At 69.2% G+C, this 14,370-nt stretch carries 14 protein-coding genes; 1 reads left to right on the forward strand and 13 read right to left on the reverse strand.

The features are described 5' to 3' along the window. Positions 1 to 6: 6 nt before the first annotated feature. The 9 genes from holA to ACFPUZ_RS02655 all read right to left on the reverse strand — a co-directional run bounded on the left by holA (position 7) and on the right by ACFPUZ_RS02655 (position 8,156). Positions 7 to 951, reverse strand: a complete 945-nt coding sequence (gene holA, locus ACFPUZ_RS02615; protein ID WP_376999591.1) for a DNA polymerase III subunit delta — start codon at positions 949 to 951, stop codon at positions 7 to 9. Between the two features lie 10 nt (positions 952 to 961). Beyond that, complete coding sequence (locus ACFPUZ_RS02620; protein WP_376999593.1) at positions 962 to 2,563, reverse strand: ComEC/Rec2 family competence protein; 1,602 nt, start codon at positions 2,561 to 2,563, stop codon at positions 962 to 964. Continuing rightward, positions 2,560 to 3,186, reverse strand: coding sequence for a helix-hairpin-helix domain-containing protein (locus ACFPUZ_RS02625; protein WP_376999595.1), 627 nt, complete (start codon positions 3,184 to 3,186; stop codon positions 2,560 to 2,562). Before ACFPUZ_RS02625 ends, ACFPUZ_RS02620 begins: the two co-directional genes overlap by 4 nt. 79 nt (positions 3,187 to 3,265) lie before the next feature. Further along, entirely contained in the window at positions 3,266 to 4,075 is an 810-nt protein-coding gene (locus ACFPUZ_RS02630) for a DegV family protein (RefSeq protein WP_376999597.1), read from the reverse strand. Further along, a complete protein-coding gene (locus ACFPUZ_RS02635; RefSeq protein WP_376999599.1) occupies positions 4,076 to 4,795 on the reverse strand; it encodes a histidine phosphatase family protein in 720 nt (239 codons plus the stop codon). It lies immediately after the preceding gene. Between the two features lie 4 nt (positions 4,796 to 4,799). Beyond that, positions 4,800 to 5,276, reverse strand: coding sequence for a ribosome silencing factor (rsfS, locus tag ACFPUZ_RS02640; RefSeq protein WP_376999600.1), 477 nt, complete (start codon positions 5,274 to 5,276; stop codon positions 4,800 to 4,802). A gap of 95 nt (positions 5,277 to 5,371) precedes the next feature. Continuing rightward, a complete protein-coding gene (gene nadD / locus ACFPUZ_RS02645; RefSeq protein ID WP_376999602.1) occupies positions 5,372 to 5,959 on the reverse strand; it encodes a nicotinate-nucleotide adenylyltransferase in 588 nt (195 codons plus the stop codon). After that, complete coding sequence (locus ACFPUZ_RS02650; RefSeq protein WP_376999604.1) at positions 5,956 to 6,810, reverse strand: cutinase family protein; 855 nt, start codon at positions 6,808 to 6,810, stop codon at positions 5,956 to 5,958. The genes nadD and ACFPUZ_RS02650 overlap by 4 nt, the downstream gene beginning before the upstream one ends. 68 nt (positions 6,811 to 6,878) lie before the next feature. Next, the gene (locus ACFPUZ_RS02655; RefSeq protein ID WP_376999606.1) at positions 6,879 to 8,156 is read right to left on the reverse strand and encodes a glutamate-5-semialdehyde dehydrogenase; all 1,278 of its coding nucleotides are present in this window, start codon (positions 8,154 to 8,156) and stop codon (positions 6,879 to 6,881) included. A gap of 232 nt (positions 8,157 to 8,388) precedes the next feature. Between ACFPUZ_RS02655 and ACFPUZ_RS02660 the strand changes: the two genes are divergently transcribed. Further along, positions 8,389 to 9,735, forward strand: a complete 1,347-nt coding sequence (locus ACFPUZ_RS02660; protein ID WP_376999608.1) for an HNH endonuclease signature motif containing protein — start codon at positions 8,389 to 8,391, stop codon at positions 9,733 to 9,735. A gap of 5 nt (positions 9,736 to 9,740) precedes the next feature. Here ACFPUZ_RS02660 and ACFPUZ_RS02665 read toward each other — a convergent pair whose 3' ends face one another. From ACFPUZ_RS02665 to obgE, 4 genes are read right to left on the reverse strand one after another with little or no spacing between them, the layout of a single operon-like run. Further along, positions 9,741 to 10,661, reverse strand: coding sequence for a D-isomer specific 2-hydroxyacid dehydrogenase family protein (locus ACFPUZ_RS02665; protein ID WP_376999610.1), 921 nt, complete (start codon positions 10,659 to 10,661; stop codon positions 9,741 to 9,743). Positions 10,662 to 10,680: 19 nt separating this feature from the next. Then, complete coding sequence (locus tag ACFPUZ_RS02670) at positions 10,681 to 11,589, reverse strand: D-isomer specific 2-hydroxyacid dehydrogenase family protein (protein ID WP_376999612.1); 909 nt, start codon at positions 11,587 to 11,589, stop codon at positions 10,681 to 10,683. Continuing rightward, positions 11,590 to 12,810, reverse strand: coding sequence for a glutamate 5-kinase (gene proB / locus ACFPUZ_RS02675; RefSeq protein WP_376999614.1), 1,221 nt, complete (start codon positions 12,808 to 12,810; stop codon positions 11,590 to 11,592). A 30-nt stretch (positions 12,811 to 12,840) separates the two neighbouring features. After that, positions 12,841 to 14,358, reverse strand: coding sequence for a GTPase ObgE (gene obgE, locus ACFPUZ_RS02680; RefSeq protein ID WP_376999616.1), 1,518 nt, complete (start codon positions 14,356 to 14,358; stop codon positions 12,841 to 12,843). Positions 14,359 to 14,370: the final 12 nt, after the last annotated feature.

The raw sequence follows: 14,370 nt of genomic DNA on the forward strand, positions 1-14,370 counted from the left end.
CTGACTTTAACCCGCGAGTTCCGAGACGCGCCGCACGGCGTGCTCGATGGCAAACTCCGGATCGCCGCCCTGGCCCTTGACCTCGGCGTCGAGTTCCGCCATGAGGATCACGGCCCGGGAGACGTTGTCCCCGGTCCAGCGGCGGGCCACCTTGGCGGTCTTCTCCGCGATCCACGGGGACATCCCCACCTGGCCCGCGAGAGCCTGGTAGTTGGTGGTCCGGGTGGAATACAGCCGCGCAATGCCGGCCACCTTCATGCTCAGCGCCGTAGCGAGTGCGACGGGGTGCATGCCCAGCTGCAGGGCCCGTCGGCAGCTGGCTACCGCGCGGGCGGTCTGCCCGGTGACGGCCAGATCGGCGATATCGAAGCCGGAGACCTCGGCGACCCCTTCGTAGTAGGCGCGCACGGTCTCGACCGTGACGTCCCCGTCCGTGTCCGCCACCAACTGCGAGACCGCCGAGGCGAGTTCACGGAGATCGGAACCGACGCCCTCCAGCAGCGCGTGGATCACATCCGGGGTGGGGCGCACCCCGTGGGCCCGGAACTCATTGGTCACCCAACCGGGGCGGTCCTTCGGCTTGAGCGGGGCCGCCTCGTGCACCTCGGCGAGCTTCTTGTACTTCGCCACCATGGCCTTCTGCCGTCCGCCGCCGGTGTGGTGGATGATGACGGTGATCCCCGGGGCCGGGTTCCGGCAGGTCTCCAGGAGCAGCTCGTTCGGCTCCTTGCCCGCCACCTCGGTGTGGGTGATGATGACCGCCCGGTCCTCGCCGAAGAGCGAGGGCGAGGTGGCGTCGATAAGCTCCGGCCCGCTGACCTCGTTGGCGCGCATGACGGTGAGTTCGAGGTCAGGGGCGGTCGCGCGCAGTTGATCGAGGATCGAGCGGCGGATGCGTTCGCCGATGAAATCCTCTTCGCCGAGGATGAGATGCACGGGCGCGACAGACATGCTGCCCATCCTAGAACCTCCCGTCCCGGGCATGTTGGGAGCCGTCGGTGTGGAGGGTGACCGGGCCGTCGCGCTCCGGAAAGAGCACGGGCACGCCCTCGCGCGTGATCGTCGGGCGGGTCGCGGGGCTGCCGCTGGGATCGCGGACGATGATCACCTGGGTACCCGGCGGGGCGGTGTCGACCTCCTCCACCTCCCGGACGACGTGCACCTGCAGACTCTCCACCGGGACCTCCGGCGGCAGGCGGGTGAAGTCGGCGTTCCACGCCCACCACGCCAGCAACAGCGCCAGCGTCACTGCCGGTCGCCCACCCACGATGCCCGCGATGATCCACCCGTAGACGATGAGCACCCACATCGGTTCGGCGGGGATGGTGGAGATCGGCAGTCCCGCGCACCAGTCGGCGACGCTGTGGATCCACCAGGTGCAGGGCTCGAGGAGCTTGAGGGGCAGCCAGGCGAGCAGGCCGGGCAGAAGAGAGAGTCCGGCGGCAATGAGCCCGAGCACGGTCACGGGCGCGACGGCCGGCGCGACGAGGACGTTGGCCAGCACGGAGACGATGGAGACCTCGCCCGCCATGAGTGCGATGATCGGCAGGGTGACGATGTCCGCGCTGATCGCCACGGCCAGCGCCCGCACGACGATTTCCGGCAGTCCCGTGCGGGCCAGCGGGCGGAACAGGAGAGGGTGCAGGGCGATGATCCCGGCGGTGGCGGCCACGGAGAGGGCGAAGCCGTAGGACACCGCGAGATCGGAATCCCAGAAACACAGCGCGATGACCGCCAGGCACAGCCCGTGGATGGGTTCCAGCCGGGTCGAACCGACCACCGCCAAGAGCCCCACGAGGCCCGTCACTGCGGCCCGCAGAACCGAGGGTTCCGTGCCGACCAGACCGACGAAGCCGAGCAGCGCACCGGTGGCCGCCGCCACCTGGATCCGCGGCCCCAGGGTGAGCAGGCGGCAGGTGATCACGGCGAAGGAGGTCACGATGGCCACGTTCGCCCCGGAAACGGCCGAGAGGTGGGAGAGCCCGGTGTCGATGTAGAGCTGTGTCTCCGCCTCCAACTGCGCTCCCACATCGCCGAGCACCATCCCCGGCACCAGGCCCCGGGAGGACTCCCCCACTGTTTCCGCGACGCTCTCCCGGAAGGCCTCCCGAACGCTCAGGGCCACGGCGTCCATGCCCTGCGGCGCGACCACCTCGCGGAGCTCCCCGTTGCCCACCACCTCCCCGACCCCGGCGCGCCCCGCCTCCGACCAGCTGGCCTGCACCAGGACGTGTGTCCCGGTGGCCGGAGCATCCTCGGTGAACACGGTCAGCGGGGTGGGGTGCCCCGGCAGCGCCACCCGCACGTACTCCGCCCCGGAGGCCACCACCCGGCCCACCGCCTCCTCGGGCGCCGACCACCCCGCGGCGAGCCGACGCCGCCACCACACGAGGACCGCCGCCACCGCACCCAGCACCCCGGTGAGCACCGCCTGCCCGGTCTGGCGGAACCACAGCAATGCCAGCGGGAGCAGGAGGAGGGGGAAGGCGGGGATCTCCTGGAGCAGCGCCAGGGTCACCGCCCACACCAGCAGTGCCCCGGGCACCAATCGCAGTTCGCTCACAGCGTGACCTGGTCGCGGAGGGCCTCCATCTTGGCGGGGCCGATGCCCTTGACCTGGAGGAGATCGTCCACGGCACCGAAGGCACCGTTGGCTTCGCGGTGCGCGACGATGGCCGCGGCGGTGGCCGGCCCAACGCCCGGCAACGCGAGCAGTTCCGTGGCGGAGGCGGAGTTGAGGGAGACTCCGCTGCTCCCCGCCACCTCGGCGGGGGCGGCGCCTGCCGCGGGGACCACCAGCTGCTGGCCGTCGGTGAGTTTCTGGGCAAGGTTGAGGGAGACGAGGTCGGCGTCGGGAAGCGGGGTGACCTGCTGCAACGCATCGTGGACGCGGGAGCCGGGGGCGAGGGTGAGCAGGCCCGGCTCGGTGACCGCCCCGACCACGGAGACCACCAGCTCCTCCGCAGGCTGCTCGGACGGGCCGACGGCGGGCAGATCCACGGGCACCGGCTCGGGGGCGCGGGACTGGAAGGCCAGCCCGCCGGCGACGAGAACACAGACGATGAGCGCCGCCAGAACGGCGTGCCGGACGGTGACCTGGAGGCGCGGGGTGGGGTAGGAGACGTCGAGAAGCGTCTCTTCCCCGGTGGGCCGGGTGAGGTCCTTCAGGCGATCAAGCGGGCTCATGCCCCTCACGCTAGGGCCCGTGCCACCCCGTGGACAGCGCTACCGCCCGGACCTGTGGACAACCCCGTTGAGCTGTCACCTAACTGGGGACAACATCCTCCGGACGTGACATGAACACCGCCGACACGCCCACGGCCCCCACGCCGGTGTGCACCGCGAGGGTGGCCTCCATGGGCAGGGCCATGAGGCTGGAACCGGCGGGCAGGACCTCGTCGAGCATGTTCTCCAGGTGCGCGGCGGAATCGGCGGCGTCGTTGTGCTGGATGGCCACGAACACGGGGCGGCCCTCGGCGCGCTCGATGACCAGTTCCACCAGACGGGTGAAGGCCTTCTCCTGGGTGCGGGTCTTGCCCACCAGCTCGAGTCGGCCCCCCGTGATCGACATGATCGGCTTCGTCGCCAGCAGTGTCGCGGACAGGGCCGTGCCGGTGGAGATGCGACCGGAACGGCGGATGTCCTCGATCCCGTGGAGGTAGACCCACGTCGCGGCGCGCCCCAGGGTGTCCACGGCGATGTCGTGGCAGGTCTGCAGGTCAGCGCCCTCAGAGGCGAGCTTGGCGGCGGTCATCGCCGCGGCCCCGACGGCCATGCCGACGGAACCGGTCTCGATCACCTTCACCTGCTCCTCGGGGAACACCGCCGCCGCCTGCACGGCCGCCGACCAGGTGGAGGACAGCTCCTTGGCCAGGTGGAGGGCGAGCACGCCGTCGTCGCCGCCGCGCTCGAGCTGGCGGGCATAGGCCGCGACGAGCTCGAGGGGGGACAGACCGGCCGTGGAGGCGTTCTCGCCGTCGGCCATGACGTGCAGGTCGACGACGGTGATGCCGAGTTCCTCGACGACGTCGGAAGGAAGCCCGGCGGAAGAATCAGTGACGATACGTACCGGCATCTATCCCATGTTCCATCCGTCGAGGTACCACTGGGCGTCGGCCACCGTGTCGGGCGTGAACACCGGCGCGCCGACCTGCGTGCCGCCGTTGCCGGACTCCACGCCGTGCGAGACATCGTCGAGGGCGTCGCGGCTGCCCGGCTGGTAACGCGGGCGGGCCGTGAGCTCGGAGCGGCGCGTGTTCTTCAGACCCGAGAGCATGGGGTACATCCCCACCTCGAGGTCGAGGAGGCTGGAGGTCACCGCCGAGATGGTGCCGCCGTGCGCCACGATGAGCACGGCGTTGCCGTCCCAGTCGCCGTAGTCACGCATGAGCTCGTCGATGACGGGGCGGGCGCGGCCCGCCACCTGCACGCGGGACTCGCCGCCGGGCGGCGCCCAGGTGGCGTCGTGGCGCCAGGCCGCGCGGGCCCCGGGCAGCTCCTCATCCACCTCGGCGGAGGTGCGGGACTGCCACTCCCCCAGGTGGGTCTCCCGCAGGCGCTCGTCCCGCTCGACCTCCAGGCCGAGCTGCTCGGCGATGATCGTCGCTGTGTCTAAGGCCCGGGAAAGGTCGGAGGAGATGATACGGGTGATGGGCTCGCCGGCCAGCGCCTGCCCGGCGCGCGCCGCCTGTTCCCGACCCAGGTCAGACAGGTGGGTATCCAGCTGCCCCTGCATGCGACGGGTCGCGTTGTAGTCGGTCTGACCGTGACGGATGAGAATCAGGCGGCGTGTCATGAGGTCAGTACTCCTCGTCGATGTCGCCCGGCGCCTCGGCGGCCAGCGGGATGTCCTCGATGGACTGTACGGCGCGGGTGTCCACGTCATCCTCGGTCCAGGAACCCGGGCGCTCCGGCGCCTCCAGGCCCTCGATCTCGATGAGCGGGCAGTCGCGGTAGAGACGGTCGAGTCCGTAGAACTCGCGCTCGGCGTCGCGCTGGATGTGGACGACCAGCCCGCCGTAGTCGAGCAACACCCAGCGGTTCTCGCGGTTGCCCTCGCGGCGCTTCGGCTCGACGCCCGCCTTGGTGAGCTCATCCTCGACCTCTTCGACGATGGCGCCGACCTGGCGCTCGTTGTCCGCCGAGGCCACGACGAAGACATCGGTGATGGCCATGACGTCGGAGACGTCGAGGACCGCGATGTCACGGGCCAGCTTCTCATCGGCGGCGAGTGCCGCGATGGTGGCCAGGCGGCGGGATTCGTCAGAAACAGTCACAGAGATCCTTCACAGTGTTGATGCACAAAATCAGATATAAGTTTCCCACGGAGTGGGCACTTTTCCTAGTTTACGCACAGGACCGGCCACCGGTGTCAGTACAGATCATTCTTCGCGATGTACTGCACCACCCCGTCCGGCACCAGATACCAGACCGGACGCCCCTCGGACGCGCGACGACGAACGTCCGTGGACGAGATCGCCATCGCGGGGACGTCGATAAGATGCACGCGCTCCTGCCGGGCCTCGGGCAGCATCTCCTCGGTGAGTTCGTAGCCGGGCCGCGTGACGCCGACGAATTCGGCGAGGTCGAACATCTTGTCCCAGTCGCGCCACGTGAGGATCGACTGCAGGGCGTCCGCGCCCGTGATGAAGAACAGGTCCGCGTCGGGGTACTGCTTCTGCAGGTCAGTGAGCGTATCGACGGTGTACGTGTCACCCCCGCGGTCAATGTCCACGCGCGAAACGTGGAAACGGGGGTTGGAGGCCGTGGCGATGACCGTCATGAGGTAACGGTCCTCCGCCGGGGAGACCTTCTTGTCCGCCTTCTGCCAGGGCTGGCCCGTGGGGACGAAAATCACCCGGTCCAGGCGAAATCGGTCCGCGACCTCGCTGGCCGCGACGAGGTGCCCGTGGTGGATCGGGTCGAAGGTGCCACCCATGACACCGATGCGCTCTGTCATGGACGCGAAGTATAACCCCTGATCCAGCCCGCGAAGGTGTCCGCCACCTGCGCATCGTTCTCGGTGGGGGCATCCATGTAGTACTGCGTGTGCACCCCGCCGCCGCCGGAGAGCGCCTTGTTGGCCGCGCTCGATGTCAGATCACAGGCGAAATCATCCGTGTTGCAGTAGTTGAGGCGTTGGCTGTCCGTTGCGTTCGCCGCCGGCATGCTCGACATCATCCCGCCCCCGCGGGCCGGTTGCCCCACGACGGGCCCCTCCCCCTGCCGGAGCAGCGGATTGCCCATGTAGAGCGACGCCACCAGCTGGCCCCGCTCCGCGAGCGCCTGCTCCTGGGCACTCAGCACTGCCGCGCCCTGCGAATAGCCGACGAGAATGTAGCCCGGCGCACATCCGGTCCGCTCCTCCCAGGCGTCAACGAAGCCAAGCGCATTATCGACGCCCCCGCGCAGGCTCGCCTCAAAGCCCGTCGCCGCCCGGTGCGCGATGACGTGCGCCGGGTTCTCTGCCAGCAAGGCGCCCACCCGGCCCAGCATCTCGGGCAGCGCGATCTCCTCGTCCTCCCGCGCCAGGGCCGGCAACGGCAGCTCCGCGGCATAGGTCTGGGCATCGAGGGCGACGACGGGGACATCGCGGAGCAGGCCCGGATGGCGGGATTCAGCTGTATGGAGGAAAGCGCGGATGGTGCGCTCCTCGTAGCCGTTGGAGACCCAGGGGGATCCCGGCGAGTACACCGTGGGCGCGAGCTCCTCGTTCTGGTCGCTACCGCGCGCGGCGAGAACCGCCACCGCGGGGCAGTCCTGCGCCCCGGCCAGGGCCGAGGGTGCATGCAGAAGGGCCGCTCCCACCATGACAGCCCCCACTGCACTGCCTGCCAATTTCCTGAATGCCCGCATGGAGATGAAGCATAGCCGGGAAACTACGGCCTCGTCTGCCCCGTTCCCTGCAGGATCCACTTGGTCGATGTGAGCTCCGGCAGTGCCATGGGACCGCGCGCATGCAGCTTCTGGGTGGAGATACCGATCTCCGCGCCCATGCCGTACTGCTCGCCGTCGGTGAAGGCGGTGGAGGCGTTGACCATCACGGCTGCGGCGTCGACCTCGTCGGCGAACTTCTGCGCCGTGGCGATGTTCGACGTGGAGATCGCCTCGGTGTGGCCCGTGGTCCAGCGGGCGATGTGCGCGATGGCCCCCTCGACACCGTCAACGACCTTCGCTGCGATGTCCATGGAGAGGTACTCCTCACCCCAGTCGGTCTCGTCGGCCTGGACGATGTCCTGCGCGCCGAAGGCCTCCAGCTCGGCGACGTCACCGTGGACGGTGACGCCGGCCTCCTGCAGCGCCTCGATGATGCGGAGCTGGGCGGCCTTGTCGAGGGCGGCGTCGATAAGCACCGTCTCGGTGGCGTTGCACACCGAGCAGCGGCGGGTCTTGCCGTTGAGCAGCATGGCGATACCCTGCTCGAGATCGCCCTCGGCGTCGATGTAGAAGTGGCAGTTGCCGGTGCCGGTCTCGATGGCCGGGACGGTGGCGTTGGTGACGACCGTCTCGATGAGCCGGGCGCCGCCGCGCGGGATGACCACGTCGACCAGGCCGCGCGCGGTGATGAGGTCCTGCACGGAATCATGAGATTCGCAGGGCAGCAGCTGCACGGCTTCGCGCGGCAGGTCGTGCGCGGCGAGGACATCCTGGAGTATCTCCACGAGCTTGGCGTTGGAATGCTTGGCGGTGCGTGAACCACGTAGCAGCGGCACATTGCCCGACTTCAGGGCCAGACCGAAGGCGTCGACAGTGACGTTCGGGCGGGCCTCGTAGACCATGCCCATGACACCGAGGGGGACGCGGATCTGTCGCATCTGGATGCCGTTGGGCATGACACCACCGGTGAGCACCTCGCCGACCGGATCCTGCAGGCCAGCGACCTGCCGCAGCCCTCCGGCGATACCCTCGATGCGCGCGGCGTCCAGGGACAGACGGTCAATGAGTGCCTCAGTGAGGCCCTCGGCGCGGCCCGAATCAATGTCCTGCTGGTTCGCGGCGATGATGTCATCCGTCTGCGCGATGAGGGCATCGGCAGCCGCGTGGAGAATCTCGTTTTTCTTCGCCGACGGCAGCTGCGCCAGAACCGGGGCGACAGCCTTGGCCGCACGGGCCTTGGTCAGTACTTCTTCACGTTCAGTGGCGCGGGTGTCAGTCATGGGTAACGAGTGTAGCGAAATTCGCTTCTCGACGCCCGCCTGTTTCTTCGCAAACTTTTTCGACACTGGGGTTGACGCGGAAACCTGCAGGCGGTAGATTCGCACATGACAGCGAAACATTCAGGGGTAGGAAGAAAGGTCTTCGGGGGGAGGTTCAGCAGTGGACACCAAGGTCGCAACCCAACAGGCAGTGGCACAGGTTCGGGCGGGACTATCCGCCCTTTCCAAGGTCATGGAAGACCCGAGTTCGCTCGCCTTCGACGATATCGCAGACTCTTTCGAGGAGCTCGAGTCCGTCATCGCGGGGAAGGCGTCACTGGATGCTGCCTTCGCCTTCGCGGCCGAGCGCGCCGACGCCGGCCGGCGCGTCGGTTCCACCCGCGTACTGGAATACCTCACCCGCAGACTCGGTCTGTCGAAGCGCGAGGCCCTCGACCGGCTGCGTTCCGGCCGCTCGCTCTTCGCCCCGCCGCCCCCACCGCCGCCGCCCCCACCGCCGGAGCCGGAGGAGAGCGAGGAACAGCGCCGTGCCCGTGAGGAGCAGGAGCGCCGTGCCGCTGAGGAAGCGGAGAGGCGACGCCTCGCCCAGGAGGAGGCCCGTCGCAGGGCCGCCGCCCGCTCCGCCGAACAGCTGCGCATCATTGAGGCCGAACTGGCCAACCTCAATGAGGGTTCCTCCCCTTCCCGGGAGGAGATCCACTGTGAGGCGATCCGGGAGGCGGAGCACCGCAGCCCCGAGGATCTGCGTGACTGGCTGCGCCATCGTGTGGCGAAAGCCAACCGTGCCGGTGCCCGCGACCCGCTTGCCGCTTACCGGAAGCGCTCCATCTCCCTCGGGCAGCCCGATGCCGACGGCGGGCGCCGTCTCTCCGGCTACCTCCCCGCCGCGGATGCGGCCTTGATCGCCGCCGTGATGGCCGCGGGAGAGAAGGCCGGCGCAAACCTGCCGCCGGACACCCTGGAGACCCGCACCCTCAGTCAGCGTCGCGTGGACCAGCTGATCAAGGTCCTGCAGAACCACGCCGCCCTCAACCAGACGACCTCGCGCTTCGGAGTCGGCTCCGTACTCATCTCGCTCACCGCGGAGGATCTCGAGGATCTCTCCGCCGACTCGCAGTTCAGCACCAACACCGGCGACACCCTCACCCCGGTCGACCTGCTCCGGCTGGGCGCCGCCCAGTACGACGTCATGGTCCTCCACGACACCGACGGCCAACCCCTCACCCTGGGCAGAGGAAAACGCCTGGCCAGCTTCTGGCAACGTATTGCGCTGGCCGCGGCGGAAGGGGTGTGCACCTGCGGCAACTGCACCACCGCGGGCATCCACCTGGACATCCACCACCTCCGAGCATGGGAGGACGGTGGCACCACCGACATAGGCAACCTCGCCGGGACGTGTCGTCCGCACCATGGGGACAACGACGACACCCGCAGACGTGGCCACCTCGTCCGCTGTCCCAGCACGGGCCGGGTCGGCTGGAGGGCCGGGCCCGGGCAACCCATCGAGTTCAATGAGACCCACGCCCATCAAAGGTCGAACGGCGCGCGTATCCGTGCCCGGAAGCAGGCTGCGTCCTGATGCGCCTAGTAACCCGTCTCCAGGTTCACCTCGTTCGGCATGCGCTCCCCTGCCTCGAAGGCGGCGGCGTTGTCGATGACCAACCGACCAGTCCTCTCCTGGATGATCGTGTACGTGTTCGCCGTGTGCGGGGTGATCATGCACGTCTCGATGTCCCACAGGGGATGGTCATCGGGCAGGGGCTCCGGGTCGGTGACATCAAGTGCCGCTCCCGCGATGGTGCCCGAGCGCAGGGCGTCGACGAGATCGTCGGTGTGGATCAGCGGGCCGCGGGCGACGTTGACCACCACGGCGCTCGGCTTCATCTGCTCGAACACGTCCCTGTTGATCATGTGCCGGGTCTCCGGGGTGAGTGGGGCGAGCACCACCACGACATCCGCCCGGCCCCACACCTGATCGGCGTCGGCGATGGCGTAGGACTCGTCGGCACCGTCAATCGTGCGCCCCGAGCGGGTGACGGCAATGATCTTCACCCCGAAGACGGAGAGCATCTCGATGAGTTTCACCGCGATACGCCCGGCGCCGATGATGGCGACCGTCTTGTTGTCGAACAGCCACTGCTTGCGCTTGTCCACCTCCCGCCGCACCGACCACGTCCCGGCCAGGGTGATCAACTTGTGCATGTGCATCTGGGCCAGCAGGAGGGCGATGGTCGACTCCGCGACGGTGTCGTCATACAGCCCGGAGGCGCAGGCCCACCGGACCCCTCCGGGGCGGATGAGCCCGGCCTCATGGAGCGCGTCGATGCCGGCGAAGGTGGCCTGGACGTAGCGGATGTTCGCGGGCAGCGGATCGGGGAACTTGTCGGGACCGCCGTTGAACACGAGGAAATCCGCGTCCTCGAGGTCGGGGACGAATGTGTGACCGGCGGCCTCGATCTCGGCGATGGCGTCCGGCCACTCCTGGGGCTGGAAGGCGAACTTCATGTGCCCACGCTACCGAAACTCAGTAGCCGCGCGTGATGTCCACCTCAGTCGGCATTCGCTCCCCCGCCGCCAGCGCCGCCATGTTGGCGATGATCTGCGGGGCGATCATGCGCTGCGCCATCCGACCGGTCGCCGCGATGTGCGGGGTGATGGTGCAGTTGGGCAGGCGCCACAACGGATGGTCTTCCGGCAGAGGTTCCGGATCCGTGACGTCGAGGGCGGCGCCGGCGATCTGCTCCGACTGGAGCGCCGCGACCAGGTCCTCCGTGACGATGAGCTCTCCCCGCCCCACGTTGACGATCACCGCATGCGACTGCATCCGGGCCAACACCGCGGCGTCGACCATACCGACGGTCTCCTCCGTGAGGGGCGCCGCCAGCACGAAGGCGTCGGCCTCGGCCCACACATGGGAGGCGTCCGCCTGGGCGAAGGTCTCATCAGCCCCCGTGACCTTCCTCCCGGAGCGGTTGACCGCCACCACGGTCACGCCGAAGGGCCGCAGCATGGGGATGAGTGCCTCCGCGGTGCCCCCGGCGCCGATGATGGCGATTGTGGGGGCGTCGATGAGCCAGCCCTGTGCGGCGTCGATGAGCCCGCGGGCCCGGAACGACCCGGCCAGGGTGGCGGTCTTGACGTGGTGCAGCTGGGACAACAGCAGGGTCAGTGCGATCTCGGCCACCGGGCGGCCGTACACCCCGGCGGCATTCGCCCAGCGCACCCCGGGACGCAGGTCCCCCGCCTCGAGCAGGCGGTCGACCCCGGAGAACACGAACTGGATCGCCTTGATCCCGGTGGGCAGCGGATCCGGCAGAGGGCCGCCGGTGTAGATGAGGAACTCCGCCTCGTCCACCGGCACGTGGGTGTGCCCCGCGGCCGCGACCTCGGCGATCACCCCCGGCCACTCGCCGGGCGTCATGGAGAACTTCATCTACAGGCGCGACGCGTAGTTCGACAGGTAGTCCGCGTGGACGACGGGGCGCCGCTGGCCCTCCGGGAGTTCATCGGTGTGCTTGCCCAGCATGCCGACGAGCTGCTCGGAGTCGTAGGCGACCTCGCCGCGGCCGATGACCTGGCCGTCGGGGCCGATGATGTCGACGATCTCCCCGGCGTGGAACTCACCCTCGACCGCGGTGATGCCCACCGCGAGCAGGGAGGTGCCGCCCGCGGTGACGGCCTTGACGGCGCCGTCGTCGAGTCGCAGGGTACCGCCGGTGTCCGCGGCATAGAGCGCCCAGAACTTCCAGGCGGAGAGGCGGCCCTCGCGGGGGTGGAAGACGGTGCCCACGGAGGCGTCGTCGAGCGCGGGACCGATGTTGTCGGCGGAGGTGAGCAGGACGGGCACACCACCGCGGGAGGCGAGGCGCGCCGCGGAGACCTTGGAGGCCATGCCGCCGGTGCCCACCAGACCGCCGTCACCGGCGACGACGCCCTTGAGGTCCTTGCCTGTGCGCACCTCGGAGATGAAGCGGGCGTCAGGCTCGGCGGGGTTGCGGTCGTAGAGGCCGTCGACGTCCGACAGCAGCACCAGGGCATCCGCGCTGGTGAGGTGCGCCACGATGGCGGAGAGGCGGTCGTTGTCGCCGAAGCGCATCTCGGAGGTGGCGACGGTGTCGTTCTCGTTGACGATGGGGATGGCACGCAGCTGGCGCAGGCGGTCGATGGTGCGCTGGGCGTTGCGGGCGCGGTCGCGGCGGCCGGCGTCGGAGGCGGTGAGCAGCACCTGTCCGATGGTGCGGTGGTAGCGGGCGAAGGAGCGCCCCCACTCGTGGGCGAGATGCACCTGGCCCACGGCGGCGGCGGCCTGCTTGGTCGCCAGATCGGTGGGGCGCTGCGTCAGTCCGAGCGGGCCCATGCCGGCGGCGACGGCTCCGGAGGACACGACGATGATGTCGGAACGGACCATGCGGGCCTGGAGGGCGTCGACGATGTGGTTGATCTTGTTCGGGTCGACGGTGAAATCGTCGTTGGTCAGCGAGGAGGATCCGATCTTGACCACCACGCGTTTGGCCTCGGTGATGTGCGAACGCATCGACGATTCGTGGCCGAACGCGGGACCCTCCTCCAGGGAATCGGCCGGGGCCGGGAACTCGACGTCGTCGTCATGATTCCGGTACGGGGACAGGGGCAGTCCGTGGGAAGGCGTCGTCATGATCAACCAGCCTACCGAACCGCCCGGAGGCTAGCCCTCCCAGCGTTCGCGGGACGCTTCCTCGCCGTCTCCGTAATCGAATTCGTCGATGAGGCCACGGCGGGCCTGGGAGGCGCGCTTGCGCTCGGCCGCCGAGGTGCGTTCCGTGGACATGAGGCGGGCGTCCTGGCCGCGGCCGGCGACGGTCGGATCGACGCCGGACCCGGTGAGGGGCTCCCAGTCGAAGGTCACGTCGCCGATGGTCACCTGAGCGCCCTCGCGGGCCCCGGCCTTTCGCAGCGCATCCTCCACGCCGATCTTGGCCAGGCGGTCCGCCAGGTAGCCGACGGCCTCGTCGTTCTCGAAGTCCGTCTGGTTGATCCACCGTTCGATCTTCGCGCCGCGCACGATGAAGGCACCCTCGAACTCCGGGTCGTCCTCGACACGGAACTCGGGCTCACCCTTGCGGCGGGCGTCGACGGCCTGCGGGCGGATGATGGTGTGCTCGGTATCCACGGCCACCTTCGGGCGCCGGCGGCGATCCTTCTTCACGGTCTCCAGCAGGTGGTACTTCAGCGGGTCCAGGCCCTGGTGCGCCACGGCGGAGACAATGAAGACGGGCCAGCCGAACTTCTCCTCCAGGTCCTCCTTGAGGAACTCCGCGAGCTCCAGGGCCTCCGGCACGTCCGCCTTGTTGAGCACGACGACGCGCGGGCGGTCCTTGAGGTCGCCGAGGCCGAGGTCCTCGTCGAGGACGGACTGGTAGGCCGCCAGCTCCGCCTCGAGGGCCTCGATGTCGGAGATGGGGTCACGCCCGGGGTCCATGGTGGCGGTGTCCACCACGTGCACGAGGACGGAGGTGCGCTCGATGTGGCGCAGGAAGTCCAAGCCCAGGCCCTTGCCCTCGGAGGCCCCCGGGATGAGGCCCGGGACATCCGCCATCGTGAAGGACTCGTGGCCGACGTTGACCACCCCCAGGTTGGGGGCGAGGGTGGTGAAGGGATAGTCGGCGATCTTCGGCTTCGCGGCCGAGAGCACGGAGATGAGCGAGGACTTGCCGGCCGAGGGGAAGCCCACCAGGCCGACATCGGCCATGGTCTTCAGCTCGAGGACGAGGTCGTGCTGCTCGCCTTCCTCGCCCTTGAGGGCGAAGCCCGGTGCTTTTCGACGATGCGACGCCAGCGCCGCATTACCCAGCCCTCCGACGCCACCCTCGGCGGCGATGAAGCGGGTCCCCGGCACCGTGAGGTCCGCGAGGAACTCCCCGCCCTCCGTCATGACGACCGTGCCCACCGGCACCTCGAGCACGAGGTCCTCGCCCCGCGCGCCGTGGCGGTGGCGGCCGGCCCCGTTGGCGCCGCGCGGCGCCTTGAGGTGGGGGCGGAAGTGGAAGTCCATGAGCGTGTGCACCTGGGGGGACACCTCGAGGATGATGTCACCGCCGTGCCCGCCGTTGCCGCCGTCGGGTCCGCCGAGCGGCTTGAACTTCTCGCGGTGGACGGAGACGCAGCCGTGGCCGCCGTCGCCGGCGCTCAGATGCAGGACAACGCGGTCTACGAAGCGGGACATGGGTTTCCTCCT

Origin of the sequence: Corynebacterium nasicanis (assembly GCF_042658165.1) — a bacterium.
Classification (GTDB): Bacteria; Actinomycetota; Actinomycetes; order Mycobacteriales; family Mycobacteriaceae; genus Corynebacterium; species Corynebacterium nasicanis.

Excerpts from the sequence above, each read along its gene's own strand:
- holA (WP_376999591.1), bottom strand. The coding sequence starts at position 951 with ATGTCTGTCGCGCCCGTGCATCTCATCCTCGGCGAAGAGGATTTCATC.
- ACFPUZ_RS02625 (WP_376999595.1), bottom strand. The coding sequence starts at position 3,186 with ATGAGCCCGCTTGATCGCCTGAAGGACCTCACCCGGCCCACCGGGGAA.
- ACFPUZ_RS02630 (WP_376999597.1), bottom strand. The coding sequence starts at position 4,075 with ATGCCGGTACGTATCGTCACTGATTCTTCCGCCGGGCTTCCTTCCGAC.
- ACFPUZ_RS02635 (WP_376999599.1), bottom strand. The coding sequence starts at position 4,795 with ATGACACGCCGCCTGATTCTCATCCGTCACGGTCAGACCGACTACAAC.
- nadD (WP_376999602.1), bottom strand. The coding sequence starts at position 5,959 with ATGACAGAGCGCATCGGTGTCATGGGTGGCACCTTCGACCCGATCCAC.
- ACFPUZ_RS02650 (WP_376999604.1), bottom strand. The coding sequence starts at position 6,810 with ATGGTGGGAGCGGCCCTTCTGCATGCACCCTCGGCCCTGGCCGGGGCG.
- ACFPUZ_RS02655 (WP_376999606.1), bottom strand. The coding sequence starts at position 8,156 with ATGACTGACACCCGCGCCACTGAACGTGAAGAAGTACTGACCAAGGCC.
- ACFPUZ_RS02660 (WP_376999608.1), top strand. The coding sequence starts at position 8,389 with ATGGAAGACCCGAGTTCGCTCGCCTTCGACGATATCGCAGACTCTTTC.
- ACFPUZ_RS02665 (WP_376999610.1), bottom strand. The coding sequence starts at position 10,661 with ATGAAGTTCGCCTTCCAGCCCCAGGAGTGGCCGGACGCCATCGCCGAG.
- ACFPUZ_RS02670 (WP_376999612.1), bottom strand. The coding sequence starts at position 11,589 with ATGAAGTTCTCCATGACGCCCGGCGAGTGGCCGGGGGTGATCGCCGAG.
- proB (WP_376999614.1), bottom strand. The coding sequence starts at position 12,810 with ATGACGACGCCTTCCCACGGACTGCCCCTGTCCCCGTACCGGAATCAT.
- obgE (WP_376999616.1), bottom strand. The coding sequence starts at position 14,358 with ATGTCCCGCTTCGTAGACCGCGTTGTCCTGCATCTGAGCGCCGGCGAC.